The sequence below is a fragment of the Rhodococcus sp. WB1 genome (assembly GCF_001700945.1).
Taxonomy (GTDB): Bacteria; Actinomycetota; Actinomycetes; order Mycobacteriales; family Mycobacteriaceae; genus Rhodococcus; species Rhodococcus aetherivorans.
Window position 1 is genome coordinate 5,817,895 of the sequence record NZ_CP015529.1, and the last position, 21,987, is coordinate 5,839,881.

23 protein-coding genes are annotated in these 21,987 nt (G+C 70.6%); 19 read left to right on the forward strand and 4 right to left on the reverse strand.

What is annotated here, in order from left to right; genetic code table 11:
• The first annotated feature begins 93 nt into the window (after positions 1-93).
• The gene (locus A4U64_RS26100; protein ID WP_006941719.1) at positions 94-630 is read left to right on the forward strand and encodes a DinB family protein; all 537 of its coding nucleotides are present in this window, start codon (positions 94-96) and stop codon (positions 628-630) included.
• Between the two features lie 138 nt (positions 631-768).
• Positions 769-957 carry a hypothetical protein gene (locus A4U64_RS26105; RefSeq protein WP_003938775.1) on the forward strand — a complete coding sequence of 63 codons (189 nt, stop codon included), beginning with the start codon at positions 769-771 and terminating at the stop codon, positions 955-957.
• A gap of 65 nt (positions 958-1,022) precedes the next feature.
• On the opposite strand, the gene A4U64_RS26110 is transcribed toward A4U64_RS26105, so the two are convergent.
• From A4U64_RS26110 to A4U64_RS26120, 3 genes are read right to left on the reverse strand one after another with little or no spacing between them, the layout of a single operon-like run.
• Positions 1,023-2,639 carry a solute symporter family protein gene (locus A4U64_RS26110; protein WP_006941717.1) on the reverse strand — a complete coding sequence of 539 codons (1,617 nt, stop codon included), beginning with the start codon at positions 2,637-2,639 and terminating at the stop codon, positions 1,023-1,025.
• Positions 2,636-2,977, reverse strand: a complete 342-nt coding sequence (locus A4U64_RS26115; protein WP_029546593.1) for a DUF485 domain-containing protein — start codon at positions 2,975-2,977, stop codon at positions 2,636-2,638. The genes A4U64_RS26110 and A4U64_RS26115 overlap by 4 nt, the downstream gene beginning before the upstream one ends.
• On the reverse strand, positions 2,974-3,468 hold the full coding sequence (locus tag A4U64_RS26120) for a nuclear transport factor 2 family protein (RefSeq protein WP_006941715.1): 495 nt from the start codon (positions 3,466-3,468) through the stop codon (positions 2,974-2,976). Before A4U64_RS26120 ends, A4U64_RS26115 begins: the two co-directional genes overlap by 4 nt.
• Before the next feature lie 123 nt (positions 3,469-3,591).
• Between A4U64_RS26120 and A4U64_RS26125 the strand changes: the two genes are divergently transcribed.
• From A4U64_RS26125 to A4U64_RS26155, 7 genes are all read left to right on the forward strand, one after another.
• Positions 3,592-4,194: a TetR/AcrR family transcriptional regulator gene (locus tag A4U64_RS26125; RefSeq protein WP_065923342.1), complete on the forward strand. Its 603-nt coding sequence runs from the start codon at positions 3,592-3,594 to the stop codon at positions 4,192-4,194.
• Positions 4,195-4,282: 88 nt separating this feature from the next.
• Entirely contained in the window at positions 4,283-5,479 is a 1,197-nt protein-coding gene (locus A4U64_RS26130; protein ID WP_006941711.1) for an acyl-CoA dehydrogenase family protein, read from the forward strand.
• Positions 5,476-6,210: a hypothetical protein gene (locus A4U64_RS26135; protein ID WP_006941709.1), complete on the forward strand. Its 735-nt coding sequence runs from the start codon at positions 5,476-5,478 to the stop codon at positions 6,208-6,210. The genes A4U64_RS26130 and A4U64_RS26135 overlap by 4 nt, the downstream gene beginning before the upstream one ends.
• Positions 6,207-7,064 carry an alpha/beta fold hydrolase gene (locus A4U64_RS26140; protein ID WP_065923343.1) on the forward strand — a complete coding sequence of 286 codons (858 nt, stop codon included), beginning with the start codon at positions 6,207-6,209 and terminating at the stop codon, positions 7,062-7,064. The genes A4U64_RS26135 and A4U64_RS26140 overlap by 4 nt, the downstream gene beginning before the upstream one ends.
• A complete protein-coding gene (locus tag A4U64_RS26145) occupies positions 7,061-8,758 on the forward strand; it encodes an AMP-binding protein (protein WP_065923344.1) in 1,698 nt (565 codons plus the stop codon). Before A4U64_RS26140 ends, A4U64_RS26145 begins: the two co-directional genes overlap by 4 nt.
• Positions 8,745-9,980: an acetyl-CoA C-acetyltransferase gene (locus A4U64_RS26150; protein ID WP_065923345.1), complete on the forward strand. Its 1,236-nt coding sequence runs from the start codon at positions 8,745-8,747 to the stop codon at positions 9,978-9,980. The genes A4U64_RS26145 and A4U64_RS26150 overlap by 14 nt, the downstream gene beginning before the upstream one ends.
• On the forward strand, positions 9,977-11,143 hold the full coding sequence (locus A4U64_RS26155) for a CoA transferase (protein WP_065923346.1): 1,167 nt from the start codon (positions 9,977-9,979) through the stop codon (positions 11,141-11,143). The genes A4U64_RS26150 and A4U64_RS26155 overlap by 4 nt, the downstream gene beginning before the upstream one ends.
• Positions 11,144-11,195: 52 nt before the next feature.
• On the opposite strand, the gene A4U64_RS26160 is transcribed toward A4U64_RS26155, so the two are convergent.
• Entirely contained in the window at positions 11,196-11,771 is a 576-nt protein-coding gene (locus A4U64_RS26160; RefSeq protein ID WP_029546586.1) for a TetR/AcrR family transcriptional regulator, read from the reverse strand.
• A 140-nt stretch (positions 11,772-11,911) separates the two neighbouring features.
• On the opposite strand from A4U64_RS26160, the gene A4U64_RS26165 reads away from it, so the two are divergent.
• The 10 genes from A4U64_RS26165 (at position 11,912) to A4U64_RS26210 (ending at position 21,935) form a co-directional block, all read left to right on the forward strand.
• Positions 11,912-12,475: an FAS1-like dehydratase domain-containing protein gene (locus A4U64_RS26165; RefSeq protein WP_050036082.1), complete on the forward strand. Its 564-nt coding sequence runs from the start codon at positions 11,912-11,914 to the stop codon at positions 12,473-12,475.
• Positions 12,475-12,885 (forward strand): Zn-ribbon domain-containing OB-fold protein, encoded by a 411-nt coding sequence (locus A4U64_RS26170; protein WP_065923347.1) that lies wholly within the window; start codon positions 12,475-12,477, stop codon positions 12,883-12,885. Before A4U64_RS26165 ends, A4U64_RS26170 begins: the two co-directional genes overlap by 1 nt.
• A complete protein-coding gene (locus A4U64_RS26175; RefSeq protein WP_065923348.1) occupies positions 12,882-13,292 on the forward strand; it encodes a MaoC/PaaZ C-terminal domain-containing protein in 411 nt (136 codons plus the stop codon). Before A4U64_RS26170 ends, A4U64_RS26175 begins: the two co-directional genes overlap by 4 nt.
• Positions 13,289-14,488 carry a lipid-transfer protein gene (locus A4U64_RS26180; protein ID WP_065923349.1) on the forward strand — a complete coding sequence of 400 codons (1,200 nt, stop codon included), beginning with the start codon at positions 13,289-13,291 and terminating at the stop codon, positions 14,486-14,488. Before A4U64_RS26175 ends, A4U64_RS26180 begins: the two co-directional genes overlap by 4 nt.
• A gap of 29 nt (positions 14,489-14,517) precedes the next feature.
• Positions 14,518-15,723, forward strand: coding sequence for a DegT/DnrJ/EryC1/StrS family aminotransferase (locus tag A4U64_RS26185; protein ID WP_006941691.1), 1,206 nt, complete (start codon positions 14,518-14,520; stop codon positions 15,721-15,723).
• A gap of 118 nt (positions 15,724-15,841) precedes the next feature.
• On the forward strand, positions 15,842-16,978 hold the full coding sequence (locus tag A4U64_RS26190) for a steroid 3-ketoacyl-CoA thiolase (protein WP_029546581.1): 1,137 nt from the start codon (positions 15,842-15,844) through the stop codon (positions 16,976-16,978).
• Between the two features lie 3 nt (positions 16,979-16,981).
• Positions 16,982-19,183, forward strand: a complete 2,202-nt coding sequence (locus A4U64_RS26195; protein WP_029546580.1) for an acyl-CoA dehydrogenase — start codon at positions 16,982-16,984, stop codon at positions 19,181-19,183.
• A 32-nt stretch (positions 19,184-19,215) separates the two neighbouring features.
• Positions 19,216-20,424: an acyl-CoA dehydrogenase family protein gene (locus tag A4U64_RS26200; RefSeq protein WP_006941685.1), complete on the forward strand. Its 1,209-nt coding sequence runs from the start codon at positions 19,216-19,218 to the stop codon at positions 20,422-20,424.
• 1 nt (position 20,425) lies between these two features.
• Positions 20,426-21,553, forward strand: a complete 1,128-nt coding sequence (locus tag A4U64_RS26205) for an acyl-CoA dehydrogenase family protein (RefSeq protein ID WP_029546579.1) — start codon at positions 20,426-20,428, stop codon at positions 21,551-21,553.
• Between the two features lie 130 nt (positions 21,554-21,683).
• The gene (locus A4U64_RS26210) at positions 21,684-21,935 is read left to right on the forward strand and encodes a PaaI family thioesterase (protein ID WP_080688664.1); all 252 of its coding nucleotides are present in this window, start codon (positions 21,684-21,686) and stop codon (positions 21,933-21,935) included.
• The last annotated feature ends 52 nt before the right edge of the window (positions 21,936-21,987 follow it).

Below are 21,987 nucleotides of genomic sequence, written 5' to 3' on the forward strand. Positions count from 1 at the left end.
TCCGGTCACCTATCGAGGACCGAAACTGTCCGCATTCGTCCCTACCGTCGTAGTCGTAGCCGCAGAATCGACATCACGAAGGGCGGAAGCGACATGACCGAGCGGACCCTCTCCGGAGAACGGGCCGACATCCTCGACATGCTGGCCGAGCAGCGGAAGATGTTTCTGATCACCCTCCGCAACCTCGACGACGAGCAGGCCCGCACCCGCAGCACCGTCAGCGACCTGACCCTGGGTGGGCTGCTCAAGCACGTCTCGACCACCGAGCAGCACTGGATCGACACGATCCGCACACCCGACGACACCGCCGAGTTCGACATGGAGTCCGCGATGGAGCAGTACTACATGCGCGACGACGAGACCGTCGCCGGCCTGCTCGAGCGGTACGAGGCGATCGCGGAGCAGACGGAGGCCTTCGTCGCCGGCCTCGCGGACCTCGACCTGCAGGTGCCGTTGCCCACCGCGCCGTGGGCGCCGGAGCGACAGTGGTGGAGCGCCCGAAAGGTGCTGCTGCACATCATCCGGGAGACCGCCCACCACAGCGGTCATGCCGACATCATCCGCGAATCCCTCGACGGCGCGAACACCACCATGCAGCAGGGCACCGACGCCGGCATGACCTTCGACTAGACGTCCGCGCGCGGGGGTGCTTCCCGCGCGCGTCCGTACGAGCGCGGGAAGCACTTTCGGTCGCGGGACGGCAGCCCGATCCGCGACACGCGCACGAATGTCGTTGGCCGTGCGCTCGACACGGAGCAGTATCGGGCCATGTCGGCACTCTGGGACGAAGACGGCCGCGTCGCCTGGGAACTGCACGCGTCCGGGTGGGACTGGGAACAGATCGGTCGCGAACTCGCGTGCCCCGAACACATCGCACGCGAGATGTGCGAGAGACACGGCGCGGTGCTCGCCGAACAGGCGCAGCAGGACCATCCGACGCTGTTCGACCTGCCCTGACGACGGCGACGCGACGGGCACCCCGCTCGGACCTGGCCGAGTGCGGGTGCCCGCCTGCGTCGTCGTCAGTGGGCGGTCGCGACCTCGGCCCCGATCCCGGTTTCCGCGCGCACCAGCATCTCGGCGAACTTCTCGTCCTCGTGCGCGGAGCGTCCGCGTCGCTTCTCGGCCACGAGTGAGCCGACGACGCACGCGGCAAGGCCGAGCGGCATGGTGACGATCACCGGAAGCTGGATCGTCAGGGGTGCCGGGCCGCTGCCGAGCCACAGCGCCTCGGTGAGCATGAGACTGACGATGGTCGAGACCAGGCCGGTGAGGATTCCCCACACGGCACCGGTGCTGTTGAAGCGCCGCCAGTTCAGGCTGAGCACCAGCGACGGCAGGTGGGCGCTGCCGGCCACCATGAACGCCATTCCCATGAAGTAGGTGATGTTCGTGTCGTCGCCGATCAGCATGGTCAGCCCGATCGCGACGGCGCTGAACGCCACCGCACCGAACCGGGCGACACGGGCCTGGGCGTTCTCCTCGCGCGTGCGCGCCGTGACGTCGAGTTCGTCCACCGGCGGCTTGCGGGTCAGCGCCGGCCAGATGTCGCGGGCGAAGGTGCCCGCGGCGGAGATCACCACGCCGGCGACAACGGCGACGATGCTCGCGAACGCGACCGCCGCGACCATCGCGAGGGCGATCGAGCCGCCGATCGTGCCCACGCCCCCGCCGAGTTCGGTGACGAGCACGGGCGCCGCGAGATTGCCGCCGGCGCCGACCCGATCGGCGCCGCCGTCCCCCAGCAGGGCTGCGGCGCCGAAGCCCATCACGATGACGATCAGGTAGAACATGCTGCACAGCGCGACGGTCCAGCCCAGCGAGCGTCGCGCGGTGCTCGCCTCGGGGACGGTGAAGAAGCGGATCAGGATGTGCGCCATGCCCGCCGTGCCGAGCGCGAACGCCAGCGAGTACGAGACGAGGTTCAGCGCGCTGGTCTGCCCGAAGATCAGGCCCGGGGACAGGACGGCCTCGCCCGCAACCGCGTGCTCGGTCGCGGTGTCGAGGACCTTCGGGAAGCTGAACCCGAACTGCGCGAGAATGCCCAGCCCGACCACGATCGCGAGGACCGACAGGATCGTGGACTTGATGACCTGCACCCACGTGGTGGCGAGCATGCCGCCGACGAAGACGTAGATGCCCATGAGGGTGCCGGCGACGATGACGGACAGCCAGAACGGGATACCGGAGACCGACTCGAGCAGCACCCCGGCCGCGACGAGTTGCGCGAGCAACACGAAGGTGCCGGTGGCGATGGTGCTCAACGCCACGACGACCCGCACGCTGCGTGCCTCGGTGCGGAACACGAGTACGTCGGCGAGGGTGTACTTGCCCACGTTGCGCATCTTCTCGGCGAGCAGGAACAGCACGGGCAGGAACGAGATCACCGAGGTGCAGAGGATGACGGCGCCGTCGACGCCCTTGTAGAAGATCAGGCCGGTGGTTCCGAGAAAGCTTCCGGCCGAGATGAATTCACCGGCGATCGCGAAGCCGTTCTGCCAGCTCGAGATCGAGCGGCCGGCGGCGAAGAATCCGTCGGCGCTGCGGGCCCGCCGGGACACGGCGAACGTGACCCACAGGGTCAGCGAGATCACCGCCGCGCAGATCGCGATCGCGAGGTAGTCGGCGTCGCCGGTCATGCCGCACGCTCCTGGTTCTCGAGGACGGCCGCGACGGCGGCGTCGGCGGCGGGCTGGATGTAGACGCGGGTGAGTCGGAAGTAGGCGTAGACGAGGACCCATGTCCCGGCGAACTGGGAGAACACGACCCACAGCGAGAGGGGAACTCCGAGGAGCTCGGTGTCACCGAGGAATTCGGGGAAGTAGGCGAAGCCGACGAGGAAGGACGCGAAGAGCGTGATCGCGAGGGCGCCGAGGGAGTTGGTGACGGTGCGCCGGCGGCGGCGCAGTTCGACGACCTCGGGCAGGGAGAGCATCGCGCTCCAGGTCGGTTGCGTTCCGGTCTGCAACTCGGTCACGGCCGCACCGCCGCCCGGCGTGCCGTCTCCAGCGCGAAGAGGTTCTCGTCCCAGCCCTGCTCGAGCGGACCGAAGAAGTGGAAGCGGACCTGCTTGACCCGGTAGCGCCAACGACCGTCGACCTTGACCACCTCGTCGGTGTAGCGGCCGGCGGCGATGGCGGGGGCGCCGTCGGTCACGCAGGGCTGCCACAGGAAGGACCGCACGGTGGCGCGGTCGCCGTCGAGGTCGATCTCCATGTTCGTGATGAAGTGCCAGAACGTGGTCAGCCCTCCGGCGGCGAGGCCCGCGAAGAACTCGCGCATCTCGGCCTTGCCGCGGGGATGGGACAGGCCGTCGAACTCGCCGTCGTCGGTGAACAGGTCCATCAGGGCGTCCCAGTCGCCGTCGTCGAGGTGACGGCAGTAGCGGGCGTCGAGCGAACGGATCGCCTCGAGGTCCTCGAGGCGGGTGATGCGCTCGGTGAGCGTGATGTCGGGGATGGTGGTCACAGGTGCGCCCTCCGAAGAAGTGGTTAACGCATGTTCATGTGAGGTGGACCATAGACGGGCGGCAACCGCACCGTCAAGACCGGCTTCTTGCTGGTCCCGACCTGGGCCTCTACCCTCCATCTCATGAACACTCGATCGGGCACGACCCTGATGGGCGTCCGGGACCGGATCCTCGACGCGGCGCTCGACGAGTTCTTCGCGGCCGGTTTCCACGGCGCGACGATGCGCACCATCGCCAATCGTGCTGGTTGCAGCGCTGCGAACGTCTACAACCACTTCGAGAACAAGTCGGAGTTGCTCGTCGAGATCCTCCGGGCGGCCAGCGACGAGCAATTCACCGCCACGCGCAACGCGCTGCGCAAGGCGGGTGCGGATCCCGCCGAGCGCTGGCGGGCCGCCGTGGTGGCGCACGCGCTGTTCACCGCCCGTAATCCGCGTGAGTGCCTGGTGGCGAACACCGAGCTCCGGTATCTCGGCGAGGTGGATCGCAAGCGGGTGGTCGGTTCGCGGGACGCGCAGGAGCAGCTGTTCGTCGAGATTGCCGAACAAGGTTCCCGGATAGGGATTTTCGATGTTCCGCACGTGCACCAGGCCGTGACCGCGGTCCTCACGATGTGCGCCGGTATCCCGCTGTGGTTCCGCCCGGACGGGCCGCTCGGCGCGGCCGAGGTGGCCGACGACTACGGCCGGTACGCGCTCAACCTGCTCGGATACCGCCCCGCCTGAACTCCGGCGTTGACGCCCGGGCGGGGGCGTGCTGTACTTGGTGAACAAGCGTTAATAACCAGATTCTGGTTCACCGAGGGAGTCCCCCATGACCCACCGGCCGTCGCAGCCCCGTACCGACACCCCGCGGTACCTCACCGAAGAGCGCCTCGCCATCCGCGACCTCGCCCGTGACTTCGCCATGACGAAGGTGCTGCCCGTCGCCAACGAGCTCGACCCCGTCCAGGGCACCATCCCCGACTCGCTGAAGAAGGAGATGGCCGAGATCGGGTTCTTCGGCATCATGATCCCCGAGGAGCACGGCGGCCTCGGTCTCGGCGTGTTCGAGTACTGCCTGGTCGCCGAGGAGCTGTCCCGGGCCTGGATGAGCGTGTCCGGTCTCCTCGCCCGCGGCAACGGCATGGGCGGTGGCTTCACTCCCGAGCAGGAGGCCGCCCTGCTGCCGAAGGTGGCTCGCGGCGAATACCTCGGCGCGTACGCCCTGTCCGAGGCGGAGGCCGGCTCCGACGTCGCCAACATCTCCTGCCGGGCGACCCGCGACGGGGACGAATGGGTCGTCAACGGCACCAAGATGTGGTGCACCTACGCCGACGAGGCCGACTACCTGGTGCTGTTCGCCCGCACCGATCCGCACAAGGATCCGGCCAAGCCGCACCGCGGGATCAGCGCGTTCCTCGTCGAGAAGCAGCGCGGCGTGTTCCCGGAGGGAATCTCGGGCACCAAGGTCCGCAAGATCGGCTACTTCGGCTGGCACACCTGGGAGCTGTCGTTCGACAACTTCCGCATCCCCGCCGGCAAGATGCTCGGCGAGGAGGGCAAGGGTTTCTATCTCGCCGTCTCCGGGCTCGAGGTCGGCCGGGCCCACACCGCGGCCCGCGCGATCGGCCTCGCCCGTGCGGCCCTCGAGGACTCGATCGCCTACGTACACACCCGGCGCCAATTCGGCCGTCCCATCGGGGACTTCCAGCACCTGCGGTTCAAGATCGCGAAGATGGCGGCCGACATCGAGGCGGCCCGCCAGCTGATGTACTCCGTGGCCACCGACATCGACACCGGGCGGCGCTGCTCGCTCGAGGCGTCGATGTGCAAGCTCGTCGCCACCGAGATGGCCGAGCAGGTGACCAGCGAGGCCGTGCAGATCCACGGCGGTGCCGGCTACACCACGGACTTCCAGGTCGAACGGCACTGGCGCGACGCCCGCCTGACGAAGATCTTCGAAGGCACCAGCGAGATCCAGATGCGCATCATCTCCGACGAGCTGCTCGGAAGGCCGGAAACCGCATGAGCACCACACTGAACACCCTCCGCGTCGGCGATCGCACCGCCGGTTCCGGCCGGATGGCCGCCGACCTGCTCGCAGAGTCCGGAATCGTCCTCCCGACAGGGACGTTCGCGCTCGGGACCGTCGCCGCCGAGCTGCTCACCCCGCCCGTGCCCGCCGCGCACCGCACGGGACTGCGCTGGACGGCGATCACGCCGGTCACGGCGGTGGACCGGATCCGGTCGGAGGCCGTCGTCACCCGCGTCGAGGGCACCACCGCCGAGCGGTTCGTCCGCGTGCTCGATGCCGCCGGCGCCGTGCGGGAGGAGGGCACCGAGACCTGGCGGCTCGCCACGCCATCCGAACCCGTTCCGGCACTGGACTTCTGCACTCCGGCCTGGGGTGAGCTGCTCCGTGACCACCTCGAGGCCGACCCCGCCTTCGGGTCCGCCCTGGCCACCTGGGACGGCACCGTCGGCCTGCGCTGCGGCGACCGGGAACTGCACCTGCGGATCTACCGCGGCCGCATCGTCGACGTCACGCGCCGCACCCCGCACGGGGCCACCTTCACGTTCGTCGCACCCGACCACACCTGGGTCGACCTGATCCTCGGTGCGCACGACGACTTCATGCGCCGCGCAATCGGCGGCGAATTCTCCTCCACCGGAGACGGATACGAGTATCTCCGGCTCACCAAACCGCTGAACCTGATCATCGGCCACGCCCGTGCCGTCGCGAGAAAGGCCCGCTCATGATCGAGGCCCGTTACCTGGACATCGACGGAGCCCTCGGATTCGTCGAGATCGTCACCCCCGCCGGCGAACACGCCCCCGACGCGCTTCCCACCGTGCTGTGCATCCACACCGCCGGGCAGAGCGGGGTGCAGTGGCGGCACGTCGCCCACGACCTCGCGGCCCGCGGCTACCGCGTGCTCGTGCCCGACCTGCCGGGACACGGCCGATCCGAGCCCGCCCCGGACGGACCGGTCACCAGCCTCACCACGTACGGCGACTGGCTCACCGCCCTGCTCGACGCGCTCGACGTGCACCGGCCGTACGTGCTCGGCTGCTCGATCGGCGGCAAGCTGACCCTCGAACTCGCCACCCGACCGGACCGGCCGCTCGCCGGCGCCGTCGCGATGGAGGCCGAGGCCGGCCCCGGCCGCGTCAACGTCTCGGGTCTGCGCCGCGAACTCGAGGACGTCGCCGGGCCGTCGCGCGCCGAACGCACCTATCTGGGCACCCTCGCCTCCGTCGGGCGTTCGGTACCCGCCGCGACGGCGCACCGGATCGCCCTCATGCACAAGCGGGAGGACCCGGAGATCTCGTCGTCCGACCTCATCGGCTGGGGCACCCACGACGTGCGCGACCGGCTGCCGCTGCTGACCTGCCCGCTCCACCTCGTCGTCGGGGCCGACGATCCGTGGCTCGACCCGGACGCCGTCGCGGACCTCGCCGTCCGGATCAACGACATCTCGCCGGGACGGGCGCGGTTCACCCGGCTCGACGGCATCGGCCACTACCCCATGGAGGAGGTGGAGGACTTCGCCGTCCTCGCCGACTCGTGGCTGACCGACCTGCGGGGCGCCACCGCGGAGGTGCTGTCGTGACCGCGACCACCACCTCCGGACTGGGCGCGTTCCTCGACGACCTCGTCGCCGCCGATCCCGGTGCCGTCGCCACCTACGACGTCGCCGACGGGCGGCTGCTGATCTGCAGCAGGGCGGAGCTGCGGCGCCGCGTGCAGGCGGTGCGGGCCGAACTCGCGGCCGTCGGTGTCCGGCGCGGCCGGTGCATCGCGGTGCTGTTGCCCAACTGGTCCGACGCCCTCGTGTGGCAGTTCGCGGCCGCGGCGCTCGGCGCCCACGTGATCGGCGTGAACACCCGCTACAACACCGCCGAGGTGGCCCACATCCTCACCGCGGCACGGCCGGCGGTCGTCGCCGTCGCGGCCGGCTTCCACGGCCTGGACCTGTTCGGCACGCTCCGTGCCGCCTCGGAGGTCGCCGCGGTGCCGGCTCCCGCGGTCGCGGTCGTCACCGGACCCGGCGGGGGATCCGCCGATCCGGCCCCCTTCGACCTCGGCGCCGGGTCCTGGTGCGCGGGCGGCGGCGACACCCGCGGCGTGCGCGCCCCGGACACGCCCGACACCGCGACGCTCACGCCCGCCGGCGCGGAGGACGATCCGGCGGACCCGCTGGCCGTCGCGTTCACCACGTCCGGCTCCACCGGAACCCCCAAGCTCGCCGCCCACCGCGACTCGGCGATCGTGCGGCACGCCCGCGCCGACGCCGCGATCATGCGGGTCGAGCCCGGCGACGTCGCGCTGTGCGTGCTGCCGGTCTCCGGGGTGTTCGGCTACAGCACCGCCATGGCCGCGCTCGCCGGCGGTGCCGCGCTGCTGATGGAGCCGGTCTTCGATGCCGCGGCGACCCTGCGCCGCATGGAACAGCTGTACGTCACCCACGTCGTCGGGGGCGACGACCTGTTCGGCCGGCTCCACGACACGTGGCACGCCGAGATGCGCGCCGACCTGTCGGCACTGAAGTGGCTCGGCATCGCCGACTTCCTCGGCCGCTCGCACGAGATCGCCCGCTGGGCGCGCGACGAGTTCGGCGCCCACACCTCGGGCGTGTTCGGGTCGTCCGAGGTGTTCGCGCTGGCGTTGCTGTGGTCGGCCGGCGACCCGGAGTCGGTGCGCTGGAACGGCGGCGGCCGCCCGGTCGACCCGTCGATCGACGTCCGCATCGCCGATCCGCTCGACGACCGTGTCCTCCCGGACGGGGAACAGGGCGAGCTGCAGGTGCGCGGCCCCAACGTCGTCGACGCCTACCTCGGCAACCCCGATGCCGCCCGCCGCGCATTCACCGCAGACGGCTGGTTCCGCAGCGGCGACCTCGCCGTCGCGACCGGAGACGGCGGCTACACCTATGTGTGCCGGATGGGAGACGTGCTGCGGCTGCGGGGGTTTCTCGTGGACCCGGCCGAGATCGAGCACCGTCTCGCCGAACACCCCGGGGTGCGGACCGCCAAGGTCGTCGGCATCACCGGCGAGGGCGGCTACACCCGGGCGGTGGGGTTCGTCGTCCCCGTCGAGGACGCCGTCGAGTTCGATGCGGCATCGCTGAAGGCGTGGTGCGCCGAGACGCTGGCCGCGTTCAAGGTGCCGGCGACGATCCACGTGATCGAGACGATGCCCACGACGGTGGGCGGCAACGGCACCAAGATCCGCGCCGTGGAACTGCGTGAGTGGGCGCAGCAATGGACCGACCGCGAAAGGGACTTCCGACGTGACCGCAACTGATGTGACCGCAACCGATGTGGTGATCTGCGAACCGCTGCGCACACCGGTGGGCCGGTACGGCGGGGCGTTCGTCGACGTCCCCGCCACCGACCTCGCCGCCGGGGTGATCTCGGAACTGCTGGCGCGCACGGGCATCGACCCGTCGTCGGTGGACGACGTGATCTTCGGCCAGTGCTATCCCAACGGCGAGGCCCCCGCGATCGGCCGCGTCGCCGCGCTCGACGCGGGCCTGCCGGTGACGGTGCCGGGCCTGCAGCTCGACCGCCGGTGTGGGTCCGGGCTGCAGGCCGTGCTCGACGCGGCGATGCGCGTGCAGACCGGCGTCGCCGACGTCGTGATCGCCGGTGGCGTCGAATCCATGAGCCGCGCCGAGTACTACACCGAATCGATGCGGTGGGGTGCCAAGGGGGCTCCGGCCGCCCTGCACGACCGCCTCGCCCGCGGCCGGGTCACCGCCGGCGGCCGTCACCATCCCGTCCCCGGCGGGATGCTCGAGACCGCCGAGAACCTGCGCCGCAAGTACGGCATCGGCCGACGCGAACAGGACGAGCTGGCCGTCGAATCGCACCGGCGCGCGGTGGCCGCCATCGAATCCGGGGTGTTCGCGCAGGAGATCGTGCCGGTGGCGGTGCCCCAGCGCAAGGGCGACGACCGCATCGTGGACCGGGACGAGCATCCGCGCGCGGACGCCTCCGTCGAAACCCTCGCGAAACTGCGGCCGATCATGGCGGCGCAGGATCCGGAGGCGACGGTGACCGCGGGCAACGCCAGCGGTCAGAACGACGGTGCCGCAGCCTGTCTCGTCACCACCCGCGCGCAGGCGGACCGCCTGGGCCTGCGTCCCCTGGGCCGGTTGGTGACCTGGGCGGTGGCCGGCGTCGCGCCGGCGGAGATGGGCATCGGCCCGGTGCCGTCCACCGAGAAGGCCCTGAAGCGCGCCGGCCTGACGCTCGCCGACATCGACCTGATCGAACTCAACGAGGCGTTCGCGGCGCAGGCACTCGCGGTGACCCGTGAATGGAACTTTGGGACAACCGATTTCGAGCGGACGAACGTCAACGGTTCGGGAATCTCGCTCGGCCACCCGGTCGGGGCGACCGGCGTGCGCATCCTCGCCACGTTGCTGCGCGAACTGGATCGTCGCGGGGCGCGCTACGGCCTCGAGACGATGTGCATCGGTGGCGGGCAGGGGCTGACGGCGATCTTCGAAAGGGCCGCATGACGACCCGGCCGCTCGAGGGGATCCGCGTCGTCGACCTGTCGAGCTTCGTCGCCGGTCCGACCGCCGGGCGCATCCTCGCCGAACTCGGTGCCGACGTGGTCCGTGTCGATCCGGTCGCCGGCGCGGTCGACGGCGGGCGGTGGCCCCTCGCGGAGTCGGGGGCGAGCCTGTACTGGACGGGGTTGAACCAGGCGAAGCGCTCCGTCGCGGTGGACCTGCGCAGTGCGGACGGTCGTGCCGTCGTCACCGAGCTGATCGCCCGGTCCGGGGTGGTGCTCGAGAACGCGGCCCACGCACCGTGGCTCGCCCACGAGGTGCTCGCCGCGCGACGACCCGACCTGATCCACCTGCACATCTCCGGCAACGCCGACGGCACCCCCGCCGTGGACTACACGGTCAACGCCGCTGTCGGGCTGCCTCTCATGACCGGGCCCGTCGATGCTGCCGCCCCGGTGAACCACGTGCTCCCGGCCTGGGACCTGATCACCGGGGTGCAGGCGGCCCTCGGGATCGTCGCCGCGCTGCGCAGGCGGGACCGCACGGGGGAGGGCGCGTACCTCGAGCTCGCGCTCGAGGACGTCGCGGTGTCCGCGGTCGCGAGCATGGGCTGGCTGGCCGAGGCCGAGGAACGCGGCTCGGCCCGCGACCGGCAGGGCAACGCGCTCTACGGCAGCTACGGGTCCGACTTCGCCACGGCGGACGGCCGCGCCGTCATGGTCGTCGGCCTCACCCCCGCACAGTGGCGATCGCTCGTCGAGGTCACCGGCACCGCCGAGGTCTTCGCGGCGCTCGAACGGCACCGCGGGCTGCGGTTCGCCGACGAGGGTGACCGCTACGCCGCGCGCGACGAGATCACCGCGATCCTGCGTCCGTGGTTCGCGGCGCGCACGCTCGCCGAGATCGAGAAGGAACTGTCCGGCAGCCGGGTGCTGTGGGCGCCCTACCGGACCATGGACGAGGTGGCCGCCCGCGAGTACGCGGTGATCGAACGCGTCGAGCAGCCCGGCGTCGGCCCGGTGCCGACGGCGCGCTCCCCGTTGCGCTGGGACGGGACGTACACCGAGGCGCGCCCGGCGCCGCGCCACGGGCAGCACACCCGAGAGGTACTCGAAGAACTCGGTCTCTCCCCCGAGCGTGGAGACGAACCCGGCGGAGCGCGCTGACCGCGGCCGTGTCGAGTGCGCTGAGCGCCGTTCGGTCCGGTGACGAGCCCGGTCACTCCTCGGCGAAACCGCCGAAGAACAGCGCAACGAGCACGTCGGTGAACTCGTCGGTGGTGTATCCGTCCCGTCCCGGCCAGTGCATGCTCGCCCACAGCGCGTCCCGCACCGTGCGGTAGAAGACCTCGGCGGGGATGTCGGAGCGGAAGCTGCCGTCGGCCACGCCGGTGGCGATCGCGGTCAGCCAGTAGTCGCGCACCGTGCGCGACGGTGCGTCGACGACGTCGAGCAGGCCGTTGTCGCGCAGGTACTGCCGGTTCTGCTGGTAGATCGCCGTCGGATGGGGATGCTCCTCGATCACGACGAGGGTCTGGTGGATCAGGCCGCGCACAGTCTCGCGGGGACTCGTCGAGGTCTCCACGACGCGCCGGAAGCGCTGGTCGATGTCGGCCATGAAGCCGCTGAGGATCTCGGCGACGAGTGCATTCTTGGATCTGAAGAAGTGGTACAGGCTGCCGGAGAACACTCCGGCGCGTTCGCCGATGTCGCGGACCGTCGTCGGCCCGATCCCCTTGGTCGCGAAGAGTTCGGCCGCGAGCCGCATGATCTCGTCGCGTCGGTCCGACGTCATGGTTACCTCACCTTCCGATTCGCCGGTTCGGCGCGAGTTTTCCGCCCTCTGTTCCAACTGAGTGGGAGTGGGCAGTCCTGGCGGGGCGCCCGCGCCTACGGTACTGCACCAAGCGCTTGCTCAAGAAAGGTGGTGCGGACATGCCGACGCTGGAACAGGAGTTGGAACGCGAGTTCGAACAGTACGTCGGGAAGGTGGCCGAGCCCGCCCGGGTGGCCCGGTACGCCGTCGACGAGGCGATGATCCGGAACTGGGTCGAGGCCCACGACGACTACAACCCCGTCTACGTCGACCGGGACGCGGCCCGCGCGACCGGACGACCGGACGTGGTGTGCCCGCCCGCGATGATCTCGACGTGGGTGATGGCCGGCTACCGCCGCTGGCGCGAGGTGCAGCGGCTGCGCGCCGAAGGCCGGACCGAGGACTTCGCCTACTCCGCGCTGATGACACTGCTCGACCGGCACGGCTTCACCTCCGTCGTCGCCACCAACGCCGAGCAGGACTACCACCGCGAACTCGTCCCGGGCGACCACGTCACCGCGCACTTCACCATCGAGTCGATCTCCCCGGTCAAGCGCACCGGCCTGGGCCGCGGCTGCTTCGTCACCCTGCACAAACGCTACGAGAACCAGCGCGGCGAACTGCTCGTCGAGGAGCGGTTCCGATTGCTCCGCTTCAACCCGAACACCACCGAGGAGGCGTGATGACGGCCGTTCCCAGGCTGACCGTCACCCAGGACAACGAGTTCTGGTTCGCAGCCGCCCGCGAGGGCCGGCTCGAGATCCAGCGCTGCAGCGACTGCGGCGCGCTCCGGCATCCGCCGGGACCGGCGTGCCCGAAGTGCCGCTCCTTCAAATGGGACACTGTCGAGTCGTCGCGCCGCGGCACCCTGCACAGCTGGACCGTGATCCACCACCCGAAGGACCCGTCCTTCGACTATCCCCTCGCGGTCGGGCTGATCGACCTCGAGGAGGGCATCCGGATCGTCGCCGACATCGGCGGGGTCGAGCACGACCGGCTGCAGATCGGCATGGAGCTCGAGGTCGGCTTCGCCGAGCACGCGCACGGCGAAATCCTGCCGCAGCTGTGTCTGCCGGGCGGAGGTGCCGCATGAGCCTGCCGACCGTGCCCGTCGGCACCGAGCTGCCGGCACTGGATCTGCCGCTCGATCGCAGCACCATCGTCGCCACCGCCCTCGCCTCCCAGGACTTCGAGGACGTGCACCACGATCCGGGGGCAGCCGAAAAACGCGGTACGCCGGACATCTTCATGAGCATCAACTCGACGAACGGGTTCGTCGACCGCTACATCACCGACTGGGCCGGGCCGACCGCCCGCATCCGCCGCGTCGCACTGCGGCTGGGCGTCCCCAACTTTCCCGGCGACATCATGCGCCTGACCGGGACGGTGACCCGCGTCGACGCCGGCGCCGTGACCGTCGAGGTTCTCGGCCGTAACGCCCGAGGAACGCACGTGACCGCCGAGGTCACCGTCGCACCGTACGAAGGACAGACACGATGAGCGGCAGGATAATTCCCGGCGGGGGCTTCGCCCGCAAGGCGGCGATCGCCGGCATCGGCGCCACCGAATTCTCCAAGAACTCCGGGCGCAGCGAATGGCAGCTGGCCTGCGAGAGTGTGCTCGCCGCGCTCGAGGACGCACAGATCGGCGTCGAGGAGGTGGACGGCTTCGCGCTGTTCACGATGGAGACCAACCCCGAGATCGCGGTCGCCCGCGCACTCGGCATCCCCGAACTGACGTTCTTCAGCCGCATCCCGCACGGCGGCGGCGGCGCATGCGCACCCGTGCAGCAGGCGGCGCTCGCCGTCGCGAGCGGTGTCGCCGACGTCGTGGTCGTCTACCGGGCCTTCAACGAACGTTCCGGCACCCGGTTCGGCGCCGGCCCGCCGCCGTTCGCATACACGGCCAACACCGATCAGGAATACCGCAACTGGATCAATCCCTACGGGCTGCTCACCCCCGCCCAGCAGGAGGCGTTCCTCGCCCGGCGCTACATGCACAAGTACGGCGCGACCAGCGCCGACTTCGGCCGCATCTCCGTGCTGTCGCGCAAGCATGCCGCAAACAACCCCAAGGCATGGTTCTACGAGCGGCCCATCACCCTCGACGAGCACCAGAACTCCCGGATGATCGCCGACCCGCTGCGGCTGCTCGACTGCTGCCAGGAGAGCGACGGCGGACAGGCCCTGGTGATCGTCAGCACCGAGCGGGCCCGCGACCTGCCGCACCCGCCGGCCGTCGTCTCCGCCGCCGCGCAAGGCGTCGGGCCCCAGCAGATCTCCATGAGCAGCTACTACCGCGAGGACATCGACGAGATGCCCGAGGTCGAGCTGGTGGCACGGCAGCTGTGGGATCAGGCCGGCATCGATCCGGACGACATCGACGCCGCAATCCTCTACGACGCGTTCACCCCGATGGTGCTGCTGCAACTCGAGGAGTACGGGTTCTGCGCCCGCGGCGAGGCCAAGGACTTCATCGCGGACGGCAACCTCGAACTCGACGGCCGTCTGCCCGTCAACACCCACGGCGGACAACTCGGCGAGGGATACATCCACGGCGTCAACGGAATCGCCGAGGGCGTGCGGCTGATCCGCGGCACGTCGGTGAACCAACCCGGCAAGGACGTGGCGAACGTTCTGGTCACGGGCGGCTCCCCGGTGCCGCACAGCGCACTCGTGCTCTCCACCGACAACTGACCGACCACCCATCCAGAGGAAGTCCCGACATGACCGAACGCATCACCTATGCCCGCGCCACCCACGGCGAGGACGAAATCCGAGCGGTGGTCGACGTCCTGCGCAGCGGCCATCAGGGGCTGCGCATCGGCAAGAACGTCCTCGAGCTCGAACGCCGCATCCCCGAGCTGTCCGGGAAACAGTACGGCGTGATGTGCAACTCCGGATCCTCCGGCCTGTACCTCGCGGTCGAGCTGCTCGATCTGCCGAAGGGCAGCGAAGTCATCACCTCGCCGCTGACCTTCTCCACCGACGTCGCGCCCCTCGTGCGCGCCGGCCTGATACCGGTCTTCGTCGACGTCGAACCGAACACGTTCAACGTCGACGTCACCAGGATCGAGGCGATGGTCACCGACCGGACCCGCGCCGTGCTCATCCCGAACCTCGCCGGCAACTGCCCGGACTGGGACGCGATCCGGGCCGTCGCCGACCGGCACGACCTGAAGGTGATCGAGGACACCTGCGACACCCTCGGCGCCCGGCTGCGCGGCACGCCCACCGGCGCGCGCGCCGACCTGACCGTCACCAGCTTCTCCATGGCCCACATCATCACGTGTGCCGGCACCGGCGGCATGGTCATGATGGACGACGAGCAGACCCGCGATCGCGCACTCCTGCTGCGCCGGTGGGGACGTCGATCCGAGCCGAACCTGTTCGGCAACGGACGTGGACGCGTCTTCCGGGAGGATCTGGACGGGGTCGACTACGACAACGACTTCATCTTCGACCTGCTGCCGTGGAACTTCGAGCCGTCCGAACTCGGCGCCGCCTACGGTGTCGTGCAGCTGAACAAGCTCGCGCAGAACTACGAGCGGCGCCGCAAGACCTTCGCGGAGTTCACCGCCGCGTACGGCGCCTACCCCGAGTTCTTCAGCACGCCGGTGGAGACCGACGAACTCGACACCGCCTGGTTGTGCTATCCCGTCACGGTCACCGCCGACGCCCCGTTCTCCCGTAGCGACCTGCAGGAATTCGTCGACGCGCAGGGCATCGACACGCGAACCGTGTGGAGCGGCAACATCACCCGCCACCCGATGATGGCGGGCGTCGAGCACCGCGTGCCGGACGAAGGCCTGCCCGAGGCCGATGCGGTGTTCGAGCGCGGCATGACGCTCGGCATGAGCCACGGGCTGTCCGACGAGGAGGTCACCCGCGTGACCGACGCGATCCACGCCTTCGCCGCGAAGTGGAGGTGACCGCCGTGCCGTCTCGTTTCACCGGCCGCATCTGCGACAGCCTCGGCCTCGTCGACGAATTCGGGCGCGAGGTCCGCGGGCTCGACAATCGGCAGTGGACCCGGGTGCAGGTGCCCGCATGAAGCCCGTGATCGTCGACGCCGCACGCACCCCCTTCGGCAAGCGCGACGGCTGGATCTCCGGTCTGCACGCCGCCGAGCTGCTCGGTCTCGCGCAACGCGGCGTGCTCGACCGGCTCGACCTCGATGCCACCCTCGTCGAGCAGGCCGTCGGCGGGTGTGTCACCCCGATCGGGGAGCAGTTCGGCAACATCACCCGCACCGCGTGGATGCACGCCGGCCTGCCGTCCCACACCGGGACCACCACCATCGACGCCCAGTGCGGCACCGCGCTGCAGGCGGTGCATCTCGTCGCCGGGCAGATCGCGCTCGGCACCCTCGAGGTCGGCCTGGCGTGCGGCGTCGAACTGATGTCGCGGGTCCCGCTCACCTACAAGGTCGGCACCGGCGCCGGCACCCCGCGGCCGGCGTCGTGGTCGGTGGACACCCCCGACCAGTACACGGCGGCCGATCGCATCGCCCGGCACCGCGGCTTCTCCCGCGAGGACCTCGACGCGTTCGGCCTGCGGTCGCAGCAGCGGGCGCGCGACGCCTGGGACGCCGGGTGGTTCGACCGGCAGATCATCCCCGTCGCCGTCCCGAGCGACGACGGCGACACCACGGTCACCCGGGACCAGGGACTGCGCGAGACCGGCATGGAGGCGCTCGCGCGGTTGCGTGCCACGATCGAGGGCGGTCTCCACACCGCCGGCACCTCGTCGCAGGTGTCCGACGGGGCGAGCGCCGCGGTCCTGATGTCCGAGGACAGGGCACGTGAACTCGGTGCGGCGCCGCGGGCCCGGCTGCTCGCGCAGTGCGTCATCGGCGGCGACACCGAGTTCATGCTCGACGGCCCGGTGGCCGCGGCGCAGGTGCTGTTCGACCGCACCGGGATGACGGTCGCCGACGTGGACCTGTTCGAGGTCAACGAAGCCTTCGCGGCCGTGCCGATGTCGTTCGCCCAGGTGCACAAGGTCGACCCGGACGTGCTCAACGTCGGCGGCGGTGCCATCGCCCTCGGTCACCCGGCCGGCGCCACCGGAATCCGACTGCTGGCCACCGCGATCGACGAACTCGAACGCCGGGACCGGCAGGTCGCGATGATCGCCATCTGCGCGTCGGCTGCCACCACGTGCATGATTCTGGAACGGATGTAAGTCATGGCCATTGCACTCGACGCCGACCATCGCGACCTTGCCGACTCCGTCGCGGGCCTCGCCCGTCGCCATGCCCCGATCGAACGCACCCGCGCCGCGTTCGCCGACCTGGCGGCGGGCAAGCGGCCCGAGATCTGGGATGCGTGCATCGCGCAGGGCCTGCACGCCCTGCACCTGCCCGAGGAGCACGGCGGCGGTGGGGCGGGATTGCCGGAACTCGCGGTCGTGGCCGAGCAGTTCGGCCGCGCCCTGGTACCCGGGCCATGGGTGCCCACCGTCGTGGCCGGCGCGCTGACCGCCACCCTCCCGGCCGAGGGCACCGCGGCGGAGTTGTTGCGGCGGTTCGCCGACGGAGCGACCGGTGCCGCCGTCACCACCCCCGGTCTCGTCGCGATCACGTCGGGGCGGGGATGGACGGTCACCGGTGTCTCCGAGCCGGTGCTCGGGTTGCCCGGCGCCGACGAGGTGATCGTGCGCGCCACCGCCGACGGCGCGCCCGTGTGGTTCAGGCTCCCGCCCGCGGCCGGAGAGGTCGAGCTCGCCGACGGCGTGGACCCCACCCGCTCGGTGGGACGACTGCGACTGTCCGGAGCGGCGATCACGCCCGAGCACCTGCTCCCGGCGATCGACGACGACGACGTGCAGCTGATCGTCAACACCGTGCTCGGCGCCGAGGCGGCCGGGCTTGCGGCGTGGGCGCTGGACACCGCCGTGGACCACGTCCGCAACCGGCACCAGTTCGGCCGCCCGGTGGGCAGCTTCCAGGCCGTGCAGCACAAGGCTGCGATGATGCTGGTGCGTAGCGAGATCGCCTGTGCCGCAGCGTGGGACGCGGCCCGGTCGGTGCAGCAGGGCCGGGAGCAGCAGCGGCTCGCGGCGGCGCAGGCAGGACTGACGGCAGTGCCGGCGGCCGTCGACGTGGCGCTCGAATGCGTCACCCTGCTCGGCGGTCTCGGCTTCACCTGGGAACACGACGCGCACCTGTACTGGCGACGGGCACTGTCGATCGCCTCCGTCGCCGGCCCGGAGGACGTCTGGGCACGCCGGCTCGGTGAGCTCGCACTGTCGGACGAGCGCGACTTCTCCTTCGTCGAGGCCGATGCGCTACCGGAGCTGCGCGCGCAGGTCGGCGCCGTCCTCGACGAGGTACGTGCACTGCCGGACGACGCGGTGCACAGCGACGGATGGGCGCCGGCGCGAGGCGGGGCACGTCGCGCCCGCCTCGCCGAGGCCGGTCTCGTCGCGCCGCACTATCCCCGGCCGTACGGGCTGGCCGCCGGACCGCAGGAGCAGGCCGTGATCGCGGACGAATTCGCGCGCCGCGGCCTCGAACAGCCGACCACCGTCATCGGCGAGTGGGCCCTGCCCACCCTGCTGCTGCACGGCAGCGAGGACCAGCAGCGCCGCTTCGTCGCGCCCACCCTGCGCGGCGAGATCGTCTGGTGCCAGTTGTTCAGCGAACCGGGCGCCGGCTCGGACCTGGCCGGGTTGTCCACCCGGGCCCGCAAGGTGGACGGCGGCTGGATCCTCACCGGACAGAAGGTGTGGAATTCGATGGCGCACGAGGCGGATTGGGGTATCTGCCTGGCCCGCACCGATCCCGATGTGCCCAGGCACGAGGGCATCTCGTACTTCCTCGTCGACATGCGCAGCGACGGGCTCGACGTGCGGCCGCTGCGGCAGGCGACCGGGCGCGCGGAGTTCAACGAGGTGTTCTTCGACGACGTCTTCGTCCCCGACGACTGTCTGGTCTCCGAACCGGGGCAGGGCTGGCGCCTCGCGGTGACCACGCTCGCCAACGAACGGCTCAGCATGGGCACACAGCTCGCGCACGGCGCGGCCGCGCGGGTGCGCGACCTCGTCGAGTCGGGCCGCTACGCCGCCGGCCGCGACGACGCGTTGCGCGTCCTCGGCCGCAACACCGGCCGCGAGATGGCCCTGTCGGCGATGAACCTGCGCAGCGTGCTGCGACGGTTGTCCGGTCTCGACGCCGGCGCGGAGATCAGCGTCCAGAAGGTCTTCAGCGCCCTCGCCCAACGCGACGGCTCGCGCGGGCTGGTCTCGCTGCTCGGCCCGGTCGGCGCCGTCGACGACGACGGCCACATGCTCGACCACATCGGCCTGCCCGCGGTGCTGTTCGGCGGCGGCACCATCGAGATCCAGCTCAACGTGATCGCCCGTCGCGTGCTGGGACTGCCGCGCTGACACCGAATCCATCACACGAACCTGGAGGGGCCATGCACCCGGAACTGTCCGACAACTCACGTCGGCTCCGCACCGAACTGCGCAACTACTTCGCCGAGATCATCGACGACGACGACCGGCGCGCGCTCGTCGATCAGACCGAGGGCGGTCCCGTGTTCGACCGCATCCTGCGGCGGATGGGCCGCGACGGGTGGCTCGGTCTCGGCTGGCCCACCGAATACGGCGGCCGGGGAGAGGATCCCGAGGCCCTGTACGTGTTCTACGACGAGGTGATCCGCGCCGGCGCACCGCTGTCGCTCGTCACCCTCAACACCGTCGCGCCGGCGCTGATGAAGCACGGTACCCAGGCGCAGAAGGACTTCTTCCTACCGCCGATCCTGGCGGGCGAACTCATCTTCGCCATCGGCTACACCGAACCGAACGCGGGCACCGACCTCGCCTCGTTGCAGACCCGCGCCCGCATCGAGGGCGACGAACTGGTCATCAACGGCAACAAGATCTTCACCAGCGCCGGAGTCTACGCGGACTGGATCTGGCTGGCCGTCCGGACCGATCCGGACGCGCCGCGGCACGAGGGCATCTCGGTGGTGCTGGTACCGACGTCGGCGGCCGGGTTCTCGGTGACCGAGATCCACACCGTCGGTGGCATCAGCACCTCCGCCACCTACTACGACGACGTCCGCGTGCCGCTGACCAACGTCGTCGGCGAGCTGAACCAGGGCTGGGGCCTGATCACCAACCAGCTCAACCACGAGCGGGTGGCGCTCGCCGCCCGCGGTGGCATCGCGAACGAGTTGTACGACGCCGTCCTGGCCTGGGCGCAGTCCGAGCCCCTGGGCGCCGGGACGGTCTACGACCTGCCCTGGGTGCGCGCCAATCTGGCGGAGACGTACGCGCTGCTCAGCGCCGCCGACCTCGTCAACCTCCGGCTCGTCGCGGACGTCGCCGCGAACACCCTCGGCGGCGGTGATTCCGCGGCGGCGAAGATCTTCGGCACCGAGGCGGTCGTCACCGCCTACGGCAAGATGCAGGAGATCCTCGGCGTGCGGGGTCTGCTCCGGCCCGGCAGCCCCGGTGCCGTCCTCGAGGGGCGCGTCGAAACCCTGGCGCGCAGAGCCCAGAACAACACCTTCGGCGGCGGCACCAATGAGGTGATGCGCGAGATCGTCGCCGCCAAGTGCCTCGGCATGACGCTCGCCGCCCGTCGCCGCACCGACGCCCCCACCAGCACGAGGAGCTGACATGGATTTCGAACTAGACGACGACCTGACGAGTGTGCAGGACCTGGCGTCCCAGCTCTTCCGGCAGCTCGCGCCGGTCGATCGGGTTGTCGAGGTGGAAAAGAACGAGGGCGGCTTCGACGCGAAGCTGTGGAGTGCCCTGGCCGACGCCGGTCTGCTCGGCATCGCGGTGCCGGAGGAGTCCGGTGGCGCCGGGATGGGCCTGCTCGGCCTGATCACGGTGCTCGAACAGCAGGGCCGGCACGTGGCGCCGGTACCGCTGTGGTCGGTGACGGCGGCCGCATCGGCGATCGTCCGTTTCGGCACGGCCGAACAGGTCGAACGCCTGGTCCCCGGCATCGTGGACGGATCCCGACCGGTCGTCGCGGCGTTCGATGCGCCCTACGGTGAACTCACCTCGCTGTCGGCGGTGAGCAAGGGCGACGACCTGGTCGTCAGTGGAACCGTCGCCGGTGTGCCCGCCGCAGCCGTGGCCGCCGCGACGATCGTTCCGGTCCGGTGCGACGACGGGTCGCTCGCCGTCGCGGTGATACCGACCGGGGCGGACGGGGTCACGGTGGAACCGGTCGCCGCAACCGACCGCGGCAGCCTCGCCCACGTCCGGTTCGACGACGTCGTGGTGCCCGCGTCCGATCGCCTGCCGGGCGACGGCGCGGAGACGGTCACCTGGGTGCGCCGCCGGATCCAGCTCGCGCTCGCCGCGGTGCAGCTGGGCGTGTGCGGGCAGGCGCTGAAGACGACGGCCGAATACACCTCGCAGCGAATCCAATTCGACCGTCCGCTGTCGACCAACCAGGCGGTGGCGGTGCGGGCCGCAGACGCCTACCTCGACACCGAGGCGATCCGGCTCACCACCCGGAGGGCGGCGTGGCTGCTCGACGCCGGACGGGAGCAGGAGGCCGAATCCGCGGTTCTCGTCGCCACATGGTGGGCGTCGCGCGGCGGTCTGCGGGTGGTGCACGCGACGCAGCACCTGCACGGCGGTATCGGTGCGGACGTGGACTACCCGATCCACCGCTACTTCCTGTGGGGACGGCAATTGTGCTTCACCCTCGGCGGTGCGGACGCCACCGCGGCCGAGCTGGGAGACGTCCTCGGATCCGCACCAGGAATCGGGGCGCCCGCATGACGAACGCCGGGCAGCTCGTCACCGGCGCGAGCCGCGGCACCGGCCGGGCGATCGCTCGAGATCCACTTCGGCGCGGACGAGGCGCGCCCGGCTGATCGCGAACGCCCTGCACGAGGGCCCGCCCGACAGCGTGCACGGCGGGTTCAGCGCTCACCTGCTGGACTGCATGCTCGGCATCCTCATGCAGGCACGGGGCAGTCGTTCGCTGACGGCGTCGCTCGACCTGCGCTACCTGCGGCGCACGTCGCTCGACGAGCCGCTGGATCTGTATTCGCGGATCGTCGAGATCGAGGGCCGGAAGACCGTCGCCGGGGGTTGGATCGAATGCCGCGGTGAGTGCACGGTCGAGGCGCGGGGAGTGTTCGTCCGCGTCGAGGAATGACCGGTTCCGTCGACGGAACGGTGTGCAGGCAGCTCGAATTCGCGGCGCGCCG

What these genes read in the sequence shown, in the direction of transcription:
- A4U64_RS26135 (WP_006941709.1), top strand. Translation starts at nt 5,476, where the DNA reads ATGAGCACCACACTGAACACCCTCCGCGTCGGCGATCGCACCGCCGGT.
- A4U64_RS26100 (WP_006941719.1), top strand. Translation starts at nt 94, where the DNA reads ATGACCGAGCGGACCCTCTCCGGAGAACGGGCCGACATCCTCGACATG.
- A4U64_RS26170 (WP_065923347.1), top strand. Translation starts at nt 12,475, where the DNA reads ATGACGGCCGTTCCCAGGCTGACCGTCACCCAGGACAACGAGTTCTGG.
- A4U64_RS26140 (WP_065923343.1), top strand. Translation starts at nt 6,207, where the DNA reads ATGATCGAGGCCCGTTACCTGGACATCGACGGAGCCCTCGGATTCGTC.
- A4U64_RS26105 (WP_003938775.1), top strand. Translation starts at nt 769, where the DNA reads ATGTCGGCACTCTGGGACGAAGACGGCCGCGTCGCCTGGGAACTGCAC.
- A4U64_RS26130 (WP_006941711.1), top strand. Translation starts at nt 4,283, where the DNA reads ATGACCCACCGGCCGTCGCAGCCCCGTACCGACACCCCGCGGTACCTC.
- A4U64_RS26190 (WP_029546581.1), top strand. Translation starts at nt 15,842, where the DNA reads ATGAAGCCCGTGATCGTCGACGCCGCACGCACCCCCTTCGGCAAGCGC.
- A4U64_RS26110 (WP_006941717.1), bottom strand. Translation starts at nt 2,639, where the DNA reads ATGACCGGCGACGCCGACTACCTCGCGATCGCGATCTGCGCGGCGGTG.
- A4U64_RS26195 (WP_029546580.1), top strand. Translation starts at nt 16,982, where the DNA reads ATGGCCATTGCACTCGACGCCGACCATCGCGACCTTGCCGACTCCGTC.
- A4U64_RS26205 (WP_029546579.1), top strand. Translation starts at nt 20,426, where the DNA reads ATGGATTTCGAACTAGACGACGACCTGACGAGTGTGCAGGACCTGGCG.
- A4U64_RS26185 (WP_006941691.1), top strand. Translation starts at nt 14,518, where the DNA reads ATGACCGAACGCATCACCTATGCCCGCGCCACCCACGGCGAGGACGAA.
- A4U64_RS26125 (WP_065923342.1), top strand. Translation starts at nt 3,592, where the DNA reads ATGAACACTCGATCGGGCACGACCCTGATGGGCGTCCGGGACCGGATC.
- A4U64_RS26155 (WP_065923346.1), top strand. Translation starts at nt 9,977, where the DNA reads ATGACGACCCGGCCGCTCGAGGGGATCCGCGTCGTCGACCTGTCGAGC.
- A4U64_RS26165 (WP_050036082.1), top strand. Translation starts at nt 11,912, where the DNA reads ATGCCGACGCTGGAACAGGAGTTGGAACGCGAGTTCGAACAGTACGTC.
- A4U64_RS26175 (WP_065923348.1), top strand. Translation starts at nt 12,882, where the DNA reads ATGAGCCTGCCGACCGTGCCCGTCGGCACCGAGCTGCCGGCACTGGAT.
- A4U64_RS26160 (WP_029546586.1), bottom strand. Translation starts at nt 11,771, where the DNA reads ATGACGTCGGACCGACGCGACGAGATCATGCGGCTCGCGGCCGAACTC.
- A4U64_RS26180 (WP_065923349.1), top strand. Translation starts at nt 13,289, where the DNA reads ATGAGCGGCAGGATAATTCCCGGCGGGGGCTTCGCCCGCAAGGCGGCG.
- A4U64_RS26200 (WP_006941685.1), top strand. Translation starts at nt 19,216, where the DNA reads ATGCACCCGGAACTGTCCGACAACTCACGTCGGCTCCGCACCGAACTG.